Annotated in this window: 12 protein-coding genes and 1 tRNA gene; all 13 read left to right on the forward strand. The window is 45.9% G+C overall.

The genetic code is table 11. From position 1 onward, the window contains the following. The first annotated feature begins 232 nt into the window (after positions 1–232). Positions 233–964, forward strand: a complete 732-nt coding sequence (deoC, locus tag V1358_RS10400; RefSeq protein ID WP_347391341.1) for a deoxyribose-phosphate aldolase — start codon at positions 233–235, stop codon at positions 962–964. Next, a complete protein-coding gene (locus V1358_RS10405; RefSeq protein WP_347393517.1) occupies positions 961–1,473 on the forward strand; it encodes a hypothetical protein in 513 nt (170 codons plus the stop codon). The genes deoC and V1358_RS10405 overlap by 4 nt, the downstream gene beginning before the upstream one ends. An 82-nt stretch (positions 1,474–1,555) precedes the next feature. Further along, positions 1,556–1,632: transfer RNA gene (locus tag V1358_RS10410), tRNA-Trp, on the forward strand. A 125-nt stretch (positions 1,633–1,757) separates the two neighbouring features. Continuing rightward, entirely contained in the window at positions 1,758–2,135 is a 378-nt protein-coding gene (gene secE / locus V1358_RS10415; protein ID WP_347393518.1) for a preprotein translocase subunit SecE, read from the forward strand. 4 nt (positions 2,136–2,139) lie between these two features. Then, complete coding sequence (gene nusG, locus V1358_RS10420) at positions 2,140–2,697, forward strand: transcription termination/antitermination protein NusG (protein ID WP_347391338.1); 558 nt, start codon at positions 2,140–2,142, stop codon at positions 2,695–2,697. A 193-nt stretch (positions 2,698–2,890) separates the two neighbouring features. Next, a complete protein-coding gene (gene rplK, locus V1358_RS10425) occupies positions 2,891–3,319 on the forward strand; it encodes a 50S ribosomal protein L11 (RefSeq protein WP_347391337.1) in 429 nt (142 codons plus the stop codon). Between the two features lie 4 nt (positions 3,320–3,323). Then, complete coding sequence (gene rplA, locus V1358_RS10430; protein WP_347391336.1) at positions 3,324–4,028, forward strand: 50S ribosomal protein L1; 705 nt, start codon at positions 3,324–3,326, stop codon at positions 4,026–4,028. Positions 4,029–4,318: 290 nt separating this feature from the next. Further along, positions 4,319–4,813 carry a 50S ribosomal protein L10 gene (gene rplJ, locus V1358_RS10435; protein ID WP_105199932.1) on the forward strand — a complete coding sequence of 165 codons (495 nt, stop codon included), beginning with the start codon at positions 4,319–4,321 and terminating at the stop codon, positions 4,811–4,813. Positions 4,814–4,894: 81 nt separating this feature from the next. Continuing rightward, positions 4,895–5,257 (forward strand): 50S ribosomal protein L7/L12, encoded by a 363-nt coding sequence (rplL, locus tag V1358_RS10440; RefSeq protein ID WP_070982798.1) that lies wholly within the window; start codon positions 4,895–4,897, stop codon positions 5,255–5,257. Between the two features lie 273 nt (positions 5,258–5,530). Further along, positions 5,531–9,556 (forward strand): DNA-directed RNA polymerase subunit beta, encoded by a 4,026-nt coding sequence (rpoB, locus tag V1358_RS10445; RefSeq protein ID WP_347391335.1) that lies wholly within the window; start codon positions 5,531–5,533, stop codon positions 9,554–9,556. A gap of 92 nt (positions 9,557–9,648) precedes the next feature. Then, positions 9,649–13,827, forward strand: coding sequence for a DNA-directed RNA polymerase subunit beta' (gene rpoC / locus V1358_RS10450; protein ID WP_347391334.1), 4,179 nt, complete (start codon positions 9,649–9,651; stop codon positions 13,825–13,827). Between the two features lie 188 nt (positions 13,828–14,015). Next, on the forward strand, positions 14,016–14,390 hold the full coding sequence (gene rpsL / locus V1358_RS10455) for a 30S ribosomal protein S12 (protein ID WP_010387308.1): 375 nt from the start codon (positions 14,016–14,018) through the stop codon (positions 14,388–14,390). Between the two features lie 94 nt (positions 14,391–14,484). After that, a complete protein-coding gene (gene rpsG, locus V1358_RS10460) occupies positions 14,485–14,955 on the forward strand; it encodes a 30S ribosomal protein S7 (RefSeq protein WP_347391333.1) in 471 nt (156 codons plus the stop codon). Positions 14,956–14,964 lie beyond the last annotated feature (9 nt).

Below are 14,964 nucleotides of genomic sequence, written 5' to 3' on the forward strand. Positions count from 1 at the left end.
GCAAAATAGCGGTTAAAAAATAATTTGTTCCAAGCTTATATAGCTAAAAGTTATATGCTGACTTTTAAAATGGCTTAAGCCAATAAAAATAGCGTCTTAAGCATAGGTTTACCGAGCCGGTTATAAAACTTGAGATGAAATTTAGTTGTTAGAAGCGTACTTGATCTAAATCTCATTCAACTGCATGGTGACGATGTTAGTATAGGTTTACCACGGTAAAGGAGAGTGATTAATGAGTGCGTCCCACGATGCTCAATTGGCATTGGCCTGTTTAGATTATACCCGTTTAAATGAGCTAGATAGTGAACAAGATATCCATGCTTTTTTAGCGCAATTGTCAGCCTCACAGCCGCGCCCTGCTGCGATATGTGTGTACCCGCAGTGGCTTGAATACGTGAGAAAATACGTGGATACGCATTTTAACTGGCCACTTGCGCTGGCAACGGTGACTAACTTCCCCTCAGGCTCCCAACCTTTAGAACAGGTGCTTGCACAGACGCAAGAGGCGCTATCACAAGGTGCGAATGAAGTCGATTTAGTCTTGCCGTATAAGGCCTTGATAGACGGTGATGAAGCACTAGCGCTACGTTACGTTCAAGAGAGTAAAGCCCTGTGTGCAAATAACGCAAAACTCAAAGTGATTATCGAAAGTGGGGAATTGCCATTAGATTTGGTTGCCAAAGCAGCCCGTATTGCGATTAAAGGCGGCGCGGATTTTGTCAAAACAAGCACCGGCAAAGTACCAGTAAATGCTACCTTAGAAGCTGTTGAGGTGATCCTCGATGAAATTCAGCTCAGCGGTAAGGCGGTGGGGGTGAAGGTCTCTGGCGGCGTAAAAACGCTTGCGCAAGCGCAGCAATACCTGCAACTTGCTGTTGCAAAAATGGGTGGCGCGTGGGTAACACCAGTAAATTTCCGTTTTGGCGCCTCTGCTTTGCTTGACGAGTTGTACGCAGCGATATGAGTGAAAGCGAGCTAGAAAAGTTACGCCTTGAGCACGAAGCTGCGCGGCTATTTCTGCGCGCCTACGAGCGTGAATACCATATTCCCATGCGGCACATTTGGCATAATGAACCTGCAAAGCCCGATGTTAGTTGTTATATGAATGATGAGCGCCTAGATATCGAAATAGCGCATTTGTATGCCAATGAGCATGAAGCCATGGCAGTGCTAGGCAGGCCATTGAGTTTAGATATTCAGCGTCAGTTAGCGCAGTTGGCGTTAAATCCGAGCTGCGAACAACTCGAGCAAGCCTTATCGCGCTTACTTGAAGCTAAAGCGAAGAAAACATATGACAGTAATCGGGTGTGGTTGCTGATCAGAAACGCCAGTACCTTGTGGCAGCATGACGATTTTGTTCACCTAGGTGCGCATCTGCCAGTGCCTAAAGGCCATGAATTCGAGCAAATTTGGTTGCTCAGTGATTGGCTCGGGCAAGAAGCCCCCATTCAGCTTTGGTCCTCACACGGGTGAAATGGCCTAATTAATTTTGTTTGTGCCTAGCTTTTGCTCTTGTTTTAGCGCGTTTGGTCAGTATAATGGGCATCCACTTTGCAGGGGCGTAGTTCCAATTGGTAGAACAGCGGTCTCCAAAACCGACGGTTGGGAGTTCGAATCTCTCCGCCCCTGCCACTTTTCATTTAGCAAGTCTAAGTCTAAAAATCTGTTTTAAAAGCACGTTTTTAAGGTTAGATTTGGATAGATTTACCCTGTCGAGTGACGGGGTTGTTGTGTCTGTATTTAGGGTGTCAGGAATTATGAGTGCAAATGTAGAAAACTCGTCAAGCTCGATGGATATGGTTAAGTGGGTCTTTGCCATTGCGTTACTAGCAGCAGCAGTTGTGGGTAACACCATGTACGGTGAACAATCGGTATTAATCCGAGCAATCGGCGTAGTTGCGGCAGTCGCAATCGCTTTAGGTGTATTAGCGACAACGGAAAAAGGTCGTACTTTTATCACGTTTGCTAAAGAAGCGCGTATCGAAGTTCGTAAAGTTGTATGGCCAACACGCCAAGAAACAACGCACACGACGTTCATCGTAATGATTGCTACAGTTATTATGGCGCTGATCCTTTGGGGATTAGACGGAATTTTATTCCGAGTAGTAGGCTTTTTAACTGGATTGGAGATCTAGTCCCATGACGGAAGAGAACAAAGAAAAGAAATTACGTTGGTATGTGATTCAAGCATTCTCAGGTTTTGAGAAGCGTGTAGCACAAACCATCAAAGAGCACATTCAAATCCAAGGTCTAGAAGACAGTTTCGGTGAAGTGCTAGTGCCTACTGAAGAAGTAGTTGAAATGCGCGCAGGTCAAAAACGTAAATCAGAGCGTAAATTCTTCCCTGGTTACGTGCTTGTGCAAATGGACATGAATGATGCGAGCTGGCACTTAGTAAACAGCACGCCACGTGTAATGGGCTTCATCGGTGGTACATCTGACCGCCCTGCACCTATCAGCAAAAAAGAAGCTGACCGTATTCTTAACCGTCTTGAAGAAAATGCTGAAGCGCCTAAGCCAGCAACCTTGTTTGAGCCGGGTGAAGTGGTTCGCGTTGTTGATGGTCCATTCGCTGATTTCAACGGTGTTGTTGAAGAAGTGGATTACGAGAAAAGCCGCGTAAAAGTATCTGTTCTTATCTTCGGTCGTTCAACACCAGTTGAGCTAGAATTTGGCCAAGTAGAACAAGATAAATAATTTGTCTATTTAAACGACAAACTATATTGAAAAAGGCCGCTGATTAACTTATAATCAGCGGCCTTTTTGCATTCGGCGTGGTGTTTACACTGTGCTTTGAGAGCGAAAAGAGTATTAAATTTTTAATTGGGAAGCCGTTTGAGTACGCGTCCTCGCGCGCACGAGGCTAAGACCCACCTAACGAGGTATAATCATGGCTAAAAAAGTTGAAGCTTTAATCAAGCTACAAGTTGCTGCTGGTATGGCTAACCCTAGTCCACCAGTAGGTCCTGCTCTAGGTCAACACGGTGTTAACATCATGGAATTCTGTAAAGCGTTCAACGCACGTACAGAGTCTCTAGAGAAAGGTGCACCTGTTCCTGTAATCATCTCTGTTTACAGCGATCGTTCATTCACGTTTGAAATGAAGACTCCTCCTGCTTCTTTCCTTCTTAAGAAAGCTGCGGGCATCAAGTCTGGTTCAGGCCGTCCTAACACTGAGAAAGTAGGTACTGTTACTCGTGCTCAACTAGAAGAAATCGTTGAGATGAAGAAACCAGACCTTACAGCAGCTGATTTGGACGCTGCAGTACGCACAATCGCAGGTTCTGCGCGTGCAATGGGCTTGAACGTAGAGGACTAAGATAATGGCAAAACTAACTAAACGTATGCGTACTATCCGCGAGAAAGTGGATGTAACTAAAGATTACGAAATCAACGAAGCTGTTGCTCTTCTTAAAGAACTTGCAACTGCAAAGTTCGTTGAAAGTGTTGACGTTGCTGTTAACCTTGGTATCGACGCACGTAAATCAGACCAAAACGTTCGTGGCGCAACTGTGCTTCCTCACGGTACTGGCCGTGACGTTCGCGTAGCTGTATTCACTGCTGGTGCAAATGCAGAAGCAGCGAAAGAAGCGGGTGCTGACATCGTTGGTATGGAAGACCTTGCTGAGCTAGTTAAGAAAGGCGAAATGAACTTTGACGTTGTTGTTGCTTCTCCAGATGCAATGCGCGTTGTTGGTCAACTAGGTCAAATCCTAGGTCCACGTGGTCTTATGCCTAACCCTAAAACTGGTACTGTAACACCTAACGTTGCAGAAGCAGTTAAAAATGCAAAAGCTGGCCAGGTTCGTTACCGTAACGACAAGAACGGCATCATCCACACTACTATCGGTAAAGTGGACTTCACAGCTGAGCAACTACAAGAAAACCTTGAGTCTCTAATTGTAGCGCTTAAGAAAGCTAAGCCTTCTCAAGCAAAAGGTACTTACATCAAGAAAGTAAGCATCTCTACTACAATGGGCGCAGGTGTTGCTGTAGACCAAAACTCACTAAGCACGCAAGTAGCGTAATTTAGGAGTTTACGTGGCGCGATTTTTGTACTATAATTTCGCGCCATTTTGTTGAGAAATTATCTCAACAAAGCAAAAAATTCGGGTTGAAGCTAAATTTTCGAATTTAGCTTCCGTCCAAGACCGTAGGTGCAGTGATTCACGGCTTAATTTCCTACGTAGACGGTGTGAATCCCAGCTAGATTTTCCTAATCTTCTGGCTCTCGCCGTAACAAGCAGCTCCGCTTAATGTTAAGTGGAGTAGAGTAAAACTGAGGGATGTAAGTTCCTCACAACCAGGAGTAACACCCATGGCTTTAAACCTTCAAGACAAAAAAGCAATTGTTGCTGAAGTCAACGAAGCTGCCAAAGGTGCTCTATCTGCAGTTGTTGCAGATTCTCGTGGTGTAACAGTAGACGCTATCACAGGCCTTCGTAAAGAAGCTCGTGCAGCTGGTGTATGGATGAAAGTTGTTCGTAACACGCTAGCTCGCCGTGCTGTTGAAGGTACTGAATACGAGTGTCTAACCGAATCACTAGTAGGCCCAAGCCTAATCGCTTTCTCTTCAGAGCACCCTGGTGCTGCTGCGCGTATCTTCAAAGATTTCGCCAAGAAGCACGAAGCGTTTGAGCTTAAAACGGCCGCTTTTGACGGTTCACTAGTTGATGTAGATATGCTTGCTAAGCTACCTACATACGACGAAGCTGTTGCACGTCTAATGAGCGCTATGAAAGAAGCTTCTGCGGGCAAGCTGGCAAAAACTCTTGCTGCAGTTCGCGACCAGAAACAAGAACAAGCTGCTTAATTTTTATTTATAAGCTATTGTTCTTTATCGGTGTATTGAATTTAATGAACCTCAGGGTTCGAGAATATTAGGAAATTTACAATGTCTGTAACTAAAGACCAAATCCTTGACGCTATTGCTGAAATGTCAGTAATGGAAGTTGTTGAACTAGTTGAAGCAATGGAAGAAAAATTCGGCGTAACTGCAGCTGCTGCTGTTGTTGCTGCTGGTCCAGCTGAAGCTGCTGAAGAAAAGACTGAGTTCGACGTAATCCTAGCTGCTGCTGGCGGTAACAAAGTTGCTGCAATCAAAGCTGTACGTGGCGCAACTGGTCTTGGCCTTAAAGAAGCTAAGGCTCTTGTTGAGTCAGCTCCTGCACCTATCAAAGAAGGTGTATCTAAGGAAGAAGCTGAAGCACTTAAGAAAGATCTTGAAGAAGCTGGTGCTGAAGTTGAGATCAAGTAATCTAGCATACGCTAGGTTCGCTGCCTGAGAAATCAGGCAAGGGCTGGTGATTATTTAATCACCGGCCCTTTTGCGCTATAGAGAGAAAATTCACTTTAGTGCATTCTATTTCTAAATTTCACTATTATTATCAATGATTTATAGATTTTTATTGGCAATAGCAGTGACATTTAGGCACAACTCTAAATGTTGTATAAATTGGCATTAGTGTCAATCTAAGTCCTGTTCTCATTAGATCAGGTAGGGTCAAAGATCAGCAAGCTGAGGAACCCCATGGCTTACTCTTATTCTGAAAAGAAACGTATCCGTAAGGATTTTGGTAAACGTCCACAGGTTTTGGATGTGCCTTTCTTACTGCAAATGCAGTTAGAATCGTTTAAAAAATTCTTAACGCCGGACGCTGACGGTGATTTCGGTTTGGAAGCTGCTTTCCGTTCCGTTTTCCCGATTAAAAGCTACTCGGGCAATTCTGAGCTTCAATACGTAAGTTATCGTATTGGTGAGCCAGTATTCGACGTTAAAGAATGTCAAATTCGCGGCGTGACATATTCTGCTCCACTTCGCGTGAAACTTCGTCTAGTGCTTATGGACAAAGAAGCACCTGGCACTGTTAAAGACATCAAAGAGCAAGAAGTTTACATGGGCGAAATTCCGCTCATGACAGACACAGGTACTTTTGTAATCAATGGTACTGAGCGTGTTATTGTTTCTCAGCTACACCGTTCACCTGGTGTATTCTTTGATAACGACCGTGGTAAAACCCACTCGTCGGGTAAAGTGCTTTATAATGCACGTGTTATCCCTTACCGTGGTTCTTGGCTCGACTTTGAGTTTGACGCTAAAGATAACCTTTATGTACGTATTGACCGTCGTCGTAAACTTCCTGCGTCGATCATCCTACGTGCACTTGATTTCTCAACTGAAGAAATCTTAAACCTATTCTTTGAAACAACTACGTTTGAAGTGGCTGATGGTAAAGTTCTTATGGAGCTTGTTCCTTCACGTCTACGTGGTGAGACTGCCGTTTTTGATATCAAGAGCGAAGACGGTGAAGTACTTGTTGAAAAAGGTCGTCGTGTAACAGCACGTCACATCAAGACTATCGAAAAACAAGGTATCGACCAACTTGAAGTACCACACGAGTACATCATTGGCCGCGTACTAGCTAAGAACTACTTCGATGAGTCGACAGGTGAAGTGATCGCAAACGCGAACGATGAGCTTTCACTTGAGCTTATGGCTGAGCTTGTAAAAGCGGGTCACACACAAATTGCTACTCTGTACATCAACGATGTAGACAGCGGTGCGTACATGTCAGACACAGTACGTATTGATTCAACGTCTAACCGCCTAGAAGCGTTAGTTGAAATCTACCGTATGATGCGCCCTGGTGAGCCACCAACGAAAGAAGCTGCAGAAGCTTTATTCGAAAACCTATTCTTCAGCGAAGAGCGTTATGACCTATCAACAGTGGGTCGTATGAAGTTCAACAGCCGTGTAGGTTACGATTCAGACGAAGGTCCAGGTACACTTTCTAAAGAAGACATCGTGTCTGTAATGAAAGTGCTTATCGACATCCGTAACGGTAAAGGCGATGTAGATGACATCGACCACCTAGGTAACCGTCGTATTCGTTCTGTTGGTGAAATGGCTGAAAACCAATTCCGCGTTGGTCTAGTACGTGTTGAACGTGCTGTACGTGAGCGTTTGAGCTTAGGTGACCTTGACGCGATCATGCCGCAAGACCTTATCAACGCTAAGCCTATCTCGGCGGCGGTGAAAGAGTTCTTTGGCTCATCACAGCTTTCACAGTTTATGGACCAAAACAACCCGCTATCAGAAGTAACGCACAAGCGTCGTATTTCTGCATTAGGTCCGGGTGGTCTTACGCGTGAGCGTGCAGGCTTCGAAGTACGTGACGTACACGTAACGCACTACGGTCGCGTATGTCCAATCGAAACGCCTGAAGGTCCAAACATCGGTCTAATCAACTCATTGTCTACGTACGCACGTACCAATGACTTCGGTTTCCTAGAAACACCTTACCGTAAAGTGGTAGACGGTGCGGTAACTGACGATGTTGATTACCTATCTGCGATCGAAGAAGGTCAATTCGTAATTGCTCAGGCAAACGTTGACTTAAACGAAAACAACGAATTTATTGAAGAACTGGTTACGTGTCGTCACAAAGGTGAATCAACCTTGATGCCGCGCGAAGACATCCAATATATGGACGTATCGCCACAACAGGTAATTTCAGTTGCTGCTGCACTTATTCCATTCCTAGAGCACGATGATGCGAACCGTGCATTGATGGGATCGAACATGCAACGTCAGGCTGTTCCTACACTACGTGCTGATAAGCCGCTAGTAGGTACAGGTATCGAGCTTACACTTGCGAAAGACTCGGGTGTAACTATCGTTGCTAAGCGTGGTGGTGTGGTTGATTACGCTGATGCGAGCCGTATCGTTATCAACGTAAATGAAGATGAGCGTGTACCTGGTGAAGCGGGTATCGACATCTACAACCTGACTAAGTACACACGTTCCAACCAGAACACATGTATTAACCAAAAGCCAACATGTATGGTTGGTGAGCCAATTGTACGTGGTGACGTACTTGCTGATGGTCCTTCAACAGACCTAGGTGACTTGGCATTGGGTCAAAACTTACGCGTGGCATTCATGCCTTGGAACGGTTACAACTTCGAGGATTCAATCCTACTTTCAGAGAACGTTGTAAAAGAAGATCGTCTAACGACTATCCATATCCAAGAGCTTCAGTGTATTGCTCGTGATACTAAGCTTGGGCCTGAAGAAATCACAGCTGACATCCCGAACGTGGGTGAGTCTGCGCTAGGCAAGCTAGATGAATCTGGCGTTGTTTACATCGGTGCAGAAGTAAAAGGCGGTGACATTCTTGTAGGTAAAGTAACACCTAAAGGTGAAACGCAGCTTACACCTGAAGAGAAGCTACTACGTGCTATCTTCGGTGAGAAAGCGTCTGACGTTAAAGACAGCTCACTGCGTGTACCAAACTCAGTATCAGGTACTGTTATCGACGTACAAGTCTTCACTCGCGATGGCGTAGAGAAAGACAAGCGTGCACTTGAAATCGAAGAAATGCAGCTTCGTGAAGCGAAGAAAGACTTCAACGAAGAGTTCAAGATCCTTGAAGAAGGTGTATTGAGCCGTGCACGTAAGCTACTGACTGATTCAGGTGTAGATGCAGCGAAACTAGTAGGTCTGTCTGCGGATAAGATCCTAACGCAAAGCCTAGCTGAAGAAGACAAGCAAGCTGAACTAGAGCAACTAGCTGCTCAGTACGACGAACTGAAGACTGAATACGATAAGAAATTCGAAACGAAACGTCGCAAGATCACTCAAGGTGATGACTTAGCGCCAGGCGTATTGAAGATTGTGAAGGTTTACCTAGCGGTTAAACGTCGCATCCAGCCAGGTGATAAGATGGCGGGTCGTCACGGTAACAAAGGTGTTATCTCGACTATCGTTCCAGTAGAAGACATGCCTTACGATGACAAGGGCCGTACAGTAGACATCGTGTTGAACCCGCTGGGTGTACCATCACGTATGAACATCGGTCAGATCCTTGAAACCCACATGGGCCTTGCGGCACGTGGTATCGGTGAGCGTATCGAAGAAATGATGAAAGAGCAGCGTGAGCTTCACGAACTGCGTGAATTCATCAAGAAAGCATACGAGCTAGGTGAATGTCGTCAGAAAGTAGACATCGACAGCTTCTCAGATGACGAAATCCGTCGTCTTGCAGAAAACCTAAAAGGCGGTCTACCAATCGCAACTCCAGCATTCGATGGCGCGAAAGAAAGCGAAATCAAAGAAATGCTAGAGCTAGGTGGTTACCCGTCAAGCGGTCAGGTAACGCTGTATGATGGTCGTACTGGTGACCAGTTTGAGCGTCAAGTAACTGTAGGTTACATGTACATGCTGAAACTGAACCACCTTGTTGACGACAAGATGCACGCGCGTTCAACTGGTTCATACAGTCTTGTTACGCAACAGCCGCTGGGTGGTAAAGCTCAGTTCGGTGGTCAGCGCTTCGGTGAGATGGAAGTATGGGCACTTGAAGCGTACGGCGCAGCTTACACGCTACAAGAGATGTTGACAGTGAAGTCGGATGACGTGAACGGTCGTACCAAGATGTATAAGAACATCGTTGATGGCAACCATAAGATGGAGCCAGGTATGCCGGAATCATTCAACGTATTGTTGAAAGAAATCCGTTCACTCGGTATCAACATCGAGCTTGAAGAAGAATAAGCCGGTTGGGCGCACAGTGCGCTCACTACCTGCAAAAAGAATGAATGGGCGGATTTCCGCCCTCGAGATTAACCTCCGACAGGAGAGCTAAGGTGAAAGACTTACTTAAGTTTCTGAAGCAACAAAATAAGACCGAAGAATTCGATGCAATTCGCATTGGTCTTGCTTCGCCAGACATGGTGCGTTCATGGTCATTCGGTGAAGTAAAGAAACCTGAGACCATTAACTACCGTACTTTCAAGCCTGAGCGTGACGGCTTATTCTGTGCCCGTATTTTCGGCCCAGTGAAAGACTATGAGTGTTTGTGTGGTAAATACAAGCGCTTGAAACACCGTGGTGTTATTTGTGAAAAGTGTGGCGTTGAAGTAACACTTACTAAAGTGCGTCGTGACCGTATGGGTCACATCGAGCTAGCAAGCCCAGTTGCACACATCTGGTTCTTGAAATCACTACCGTCTCGTATCGGCCTAATGCTTGATATGACACTGCGTGATATCGAACGCGTACTTTACTTTGAATCATTCGTTGTGACTGAGCCAGGCATGACTACGCTTGAGCGTGGCCAGCTTCTAGGTGAAGAAGAATACCTAGACGCGCTTGAAGAGCACGGCGATGAGTTTGAAGCGAAGATGGGTGCAGAGGCTGTACTTGATCTTCTACGTGAACTAGACCTAGGTCAGTTAATCGCAGAAATGCGTGAAGAACTACCGACTATCAACTCAGAAACTAAGCGTAAGAAAATTACTAAGCGTCTGAAATTGATGGAATCATTCCACCAATCTGGTAACAACCCAGAGTGGATGATCATGACAGTTCTTCCGGTTCTTCCACCAGATCTACGCCCACTAGTACCACTAGATGGCGGTCGTTTTGCGACGTCTGATCTGAACGACCTATACCGTCGTGTAATCAACCGTAACAACCGTTTGAAGCGTCTTCTTGACCTAGCGGCACCAGACATCATCGTACGTAACGAAAAGCGTATGCTTCAAGAAGCGGTAGATGCGCTACTTGATAATGGTCGTCGTGGTCGTGCGATCACTGGTTCTAACAAGCGTCCACTTAAGTCGCTTGCAGACATGATCAAAGGTAAGCAAGGTCGTTTCCGTCAAAACCTTCTTGGTAAGCGTGTTGACTACTCAGGCCGTTCTGTAATCACCGTAGGTCCTACACTGAAACTACACCAGTGTGGTCTTCCTAAGAAAATGGCACTTGAGCTATTCAAGCCATTCATCTACGGCAAACTAGAGCGCCGCGGTATGGCGACAACCATCAAAGCTGCGAAGAAGATGGTTGAGCGTGAAGTACCAGAGGTTTGGGACGTACTAGACGAAGTAATTCGTGAGCACCCAGTGCTACTTAACCGTGCACCTACACTTCACCGTTTGGGTATCCAGGCGTTTGAGCCGGTACTAATCGAAGGTAAAGCGATTCACCTACACCCACTAGTGTGTGCGGCGTATAACGCTGACTTCGACGGTGACCAAATGGCGGTTCACGTACCATTGACGCTAGAAGCGCAGCTAGAAGCGCGTGCGTTGATGATGTCAACAAACAACATTCTTTCGCCTGCGAACGGTGAGCCAATCATCGTACCTTCACAGGACGTTGTATTGGGTCTGTACTACATGACCCGTGATCGCATTAATGCTAAAGGTGAAGGCCTAGTATTTAAAGACGCGAAAGAAGCTGAAAAAGCATACCGTACTGGCGTTGCGCAATTACACGCACGTGTAAAAGTACGTATGACGCAAACAGTGATTGCAGAAGACGGTACTTCAAGTGAAGTAACTGGCATCGTTGATACGACTGTAGGTCGTGCAATCTTCTCATTGATCATGCCACAAGGCTTACCGTTCGAGTTGGTTAACCGCCCACTTGGTAAGAAGCAAATCTCTGGCATGTTGAACGAGTGTTACCGTCTACTAGGTCTAAAAGACACAGTAATCTTTGCTGACCAAGTAATGTATACCGGTTTCCACTACGCGATGAAGTCTGGTGTTTCTATCGGTATTAACGATATGGAAATTCCACCAGTTAAAACAGAAATCATTGAAGCTGCAGAGGAAGAAGTTGCTGAAATCAACCAGCAGTTCCAATCAGGTCTTGTAACAGCGGGTGAGAAATACAACAAAGTTATCGATATCTGGTCACGTGTGAACGAAAACCTTTCACGCGAAATGATGGCTAACCTATCGAAAGACACAGTTATCAACGCTGAAGGCCAAGAAGAAGAGCAAGACTCATTCAACTCAGTGTTTATGATGGCCGACTCGGGCGCACGTGGTAGCGCAGCTCAGATTCGTCAGCTAGCGGGTATGCGTGGTCTAATGGCACGTCCAGATGGTTCAATCATCGAGACGCCAATCACAGCAAACTTCCGTGAAGGTCTAAACGTACTTCAGTACTTCATCTCGACGCACGGTGCGCGTAAAGGTCTTGCCGATACAGCATTGAAGACAGCGAACTCGGGTTACCTAACGCGTCGTCTAGTAGACGTTGCACAAGACTTGGTAATCAACGAAGTAGATTGTGGTACTGAAAACGGTCTTACAATGAAGCCACTTATCGAAGGTGGTGACGTAGTTGAGCCGCTACGCGAGCGTGTACTAGGTCGTGTGGTTGCAGAAGACGTATTAATTCCTAACACTAACGAAGTGCTTGTAGAGCGCAACGTGATGCTTGACGAGAAACTGTGTGACCTTCTAGAAGAGCACTCAGTGGACGAAGTACGCGTACGTTCAGTAATCACTTGTGAAAACGACTTCGGCGTATGTTCTAACTGTTACGGTCGTGACCTTGCACGTGGCCACATCATCAATGCTGGTGAAGCAGTGGGTGTTATCGCGGCACAGTCAATCGGTGAGCCGGGTACACAGCTTACGATGCGTACGTTCCACATCGGTGGTGCGGCATCTCGAGCGTCAGCAGAGAACAGCGTACAAGTTAAGAACAACGGTCGCCTTAAGCTACACAATGCGAAATTCGTATTGAACACTGAAGGCAAGATTGTAATCACTTCACGTTCAACAGAAATCACTATCATCGATGAGCATGGTCGTGAGAAAGAGCGTTATAAAGTACCTTACGGTGCAGTTCTAACTGTACAAGACGGCGCTGAAGTGAAAGGTAACGACATCGTAGCGATGTGGGACCCGCACAGTCACCCAATTATCATCGAGCACGAGTCAAAAGTGTCGTTCAGCGACATCGACGATTCGAACACGGAAACGCAAACAGACGATCTTACAGGTCTAACACGTGTTGTTGTTAAAGACCTAGCGAAAGTTAATGCGAAAGAGCCTAAGCTAATCATTGAAAATGAAGAGCGTGGCCTGCAGGAAATTCGTCTTCCATCATTCACAACAATTGAAGTGAGCGATGGCGCGACATCTAAACCAGGTGACGTACTAGCGCGTATTCCTCAAGAAGGTTCGAAGACTCGTGACATCACCGGTGGTCTACCGCGCGTAGCGGACTTATTCGAAGCTCGTAAGCCGAAAGATCCAGCAATCCTTGCTGAAATCTCAGGTATGGTGAGCATGGGTAAAGAGACCAAAGGTAAGAAACGTCTTGTGATCACGCCAGAAGAGGGTGATCCGTACGAAGAAATGATTCCTAAGTGGCGCCAGCTTAACGTGTTCGAAGGTGAGACAGTATCTAAAGGTGAAGTTATCGCCGATGGTCCTGAGTCTCCGCATGACATCCTTCGTCTACGTGGTGTAACTGATGTTGCTAACTACATCGTTAACGAAGTGCAAGACGTTTACCGTCTGCAAGGTGTAAAGATTAACGATAAGCACATCGAAACTGTTATCCGTCAGATGTTACGTAAGTGTCTCATCATCGACGGTGGTGACTCTGAGTTCCTAGCAGGTGAGCAGGTTGAAGTAGCACGCGTAAACATTGCGAACCGTGAGCTAGAAGAACAAGGTAAGATCCCAGCGAAATTCGAAATTCAGCTGATGGGTATTACTAAAGCATCACTTGCAACAGAATCATTCATTTCAGCAGCGTCGTTCCAGGAGACAACTCGTGTCCTAACTGAAGCAGCTGTAAATGGTAAGAGCGATGAACTTCGCGGTCTGAAAGAAAACGTAATCGTGGGTCGTTTGATCCCAGCTGGTACCGGCTTTGCGTATCACTTAGATCGTCAAAATCGTCGCAAGCAGTCTGCAGAAGATTTGCTAGAGCCTACAGTAAGTGCAGAAGAGGCAACTCAAGCACTAACTGACGCGCTTAACGCAGATTTATCTGGCGACCAAGAGTAAGCTTAATTTGTCATAATTAAGTCATGCCTGGGGTGGTATTATACCGCTCCGGGCATTGTTTTAGTTGACAGGCTAAACTTTGCTCATTAAAATTCCGCCACCCTTTTACTCGCTGGTGTTATCGCAGTGGATAAATTGGGCGGAATTTTTAATTTCAGTAGTAATTTTAATTTTTCAGGAGCTATTTAATGGCAACTATTAACCAGCTAGTGCGCAAGCCACGTCGCAGCAAGGTTACAAAAAGTAACTCAGCCGCGCTAAAGGCATGTCCACAAAAGCGTGGTGTATGTACTCGTGTATATACTACTACTCCAAAGAAACCAAACTCGGCTCTACGTAAAGTAGCCCGTGTTCGTCTAACGAACGGTTTCGAAGTTACATCATACATCGGTGGTGAAGGTCACAACCTTCAAGAGCACAGTGTAATCCTTATCCGTGGTGGTCGTGTTAAAGACTTACCAGGTGTACGTTTCCACACTGTTCGCGGTGCACTTGACTGTGCAGGCGTAAATGACCGTAAACAAGGTCGTTCTAAGTACGGTGCAAAACGCCCTAAGGGCTAATGGTTCTCCGTTAGTAAGGCCAAGCACTTAATTTTTTAATATTAGTTTTGGGAATCTGTTCAAAAGACAGACCTGAAGATACCGGAGATTCAAAATGCCAAGAAGACGCGTTATAGGTCAACGTAAAATTCTTCCAGATCCTAAGTTCGGATCAGAATTACTTGCAAAGTTCGTCAACGTAGTAATGCTTGACGGCAAAAAATCTACTGCTGAAAAAATCGTATATGGTGCGCTAGACGTGGCTGCTGAGAAATCAGGCAAGTCGCACCTAGAAATCTTTGAAGCTGCACTTGATAACGTTCGCCCACAGGTAGAGGTTAAATCTCGCCGTGTTGGTGGTTCAACGTACCAAGTACCAGTTGAAGTACGTCCAGTTCGTCGCAACGCACTAGGTATGCGTTGGTTAGTTGACGCTGCACGTAAGCGTGGCGAAAAATCTATGGGCCTTCGTCTGGCTCAAGAAATCGTTGACGCAGCTGATAACAAAGGCTCTGCGGTTAAGAAACGTGAAGACGTTCACCGTATGGCTGAAGCGAACAAAGCGTTCGCACATTACCGTTGGTAATCTGTCCTT

It is taken from the genome of Pseudoalteromonas pernae (genome assembly GCF_039831865.1).
Lineage (GTDB): Bacteria > Pseudomonadota > Gammaproteobacteria > Enterobacterales > Alteromonadaceae > Pseudoalteromonas > Pseudoalteromonas pernae.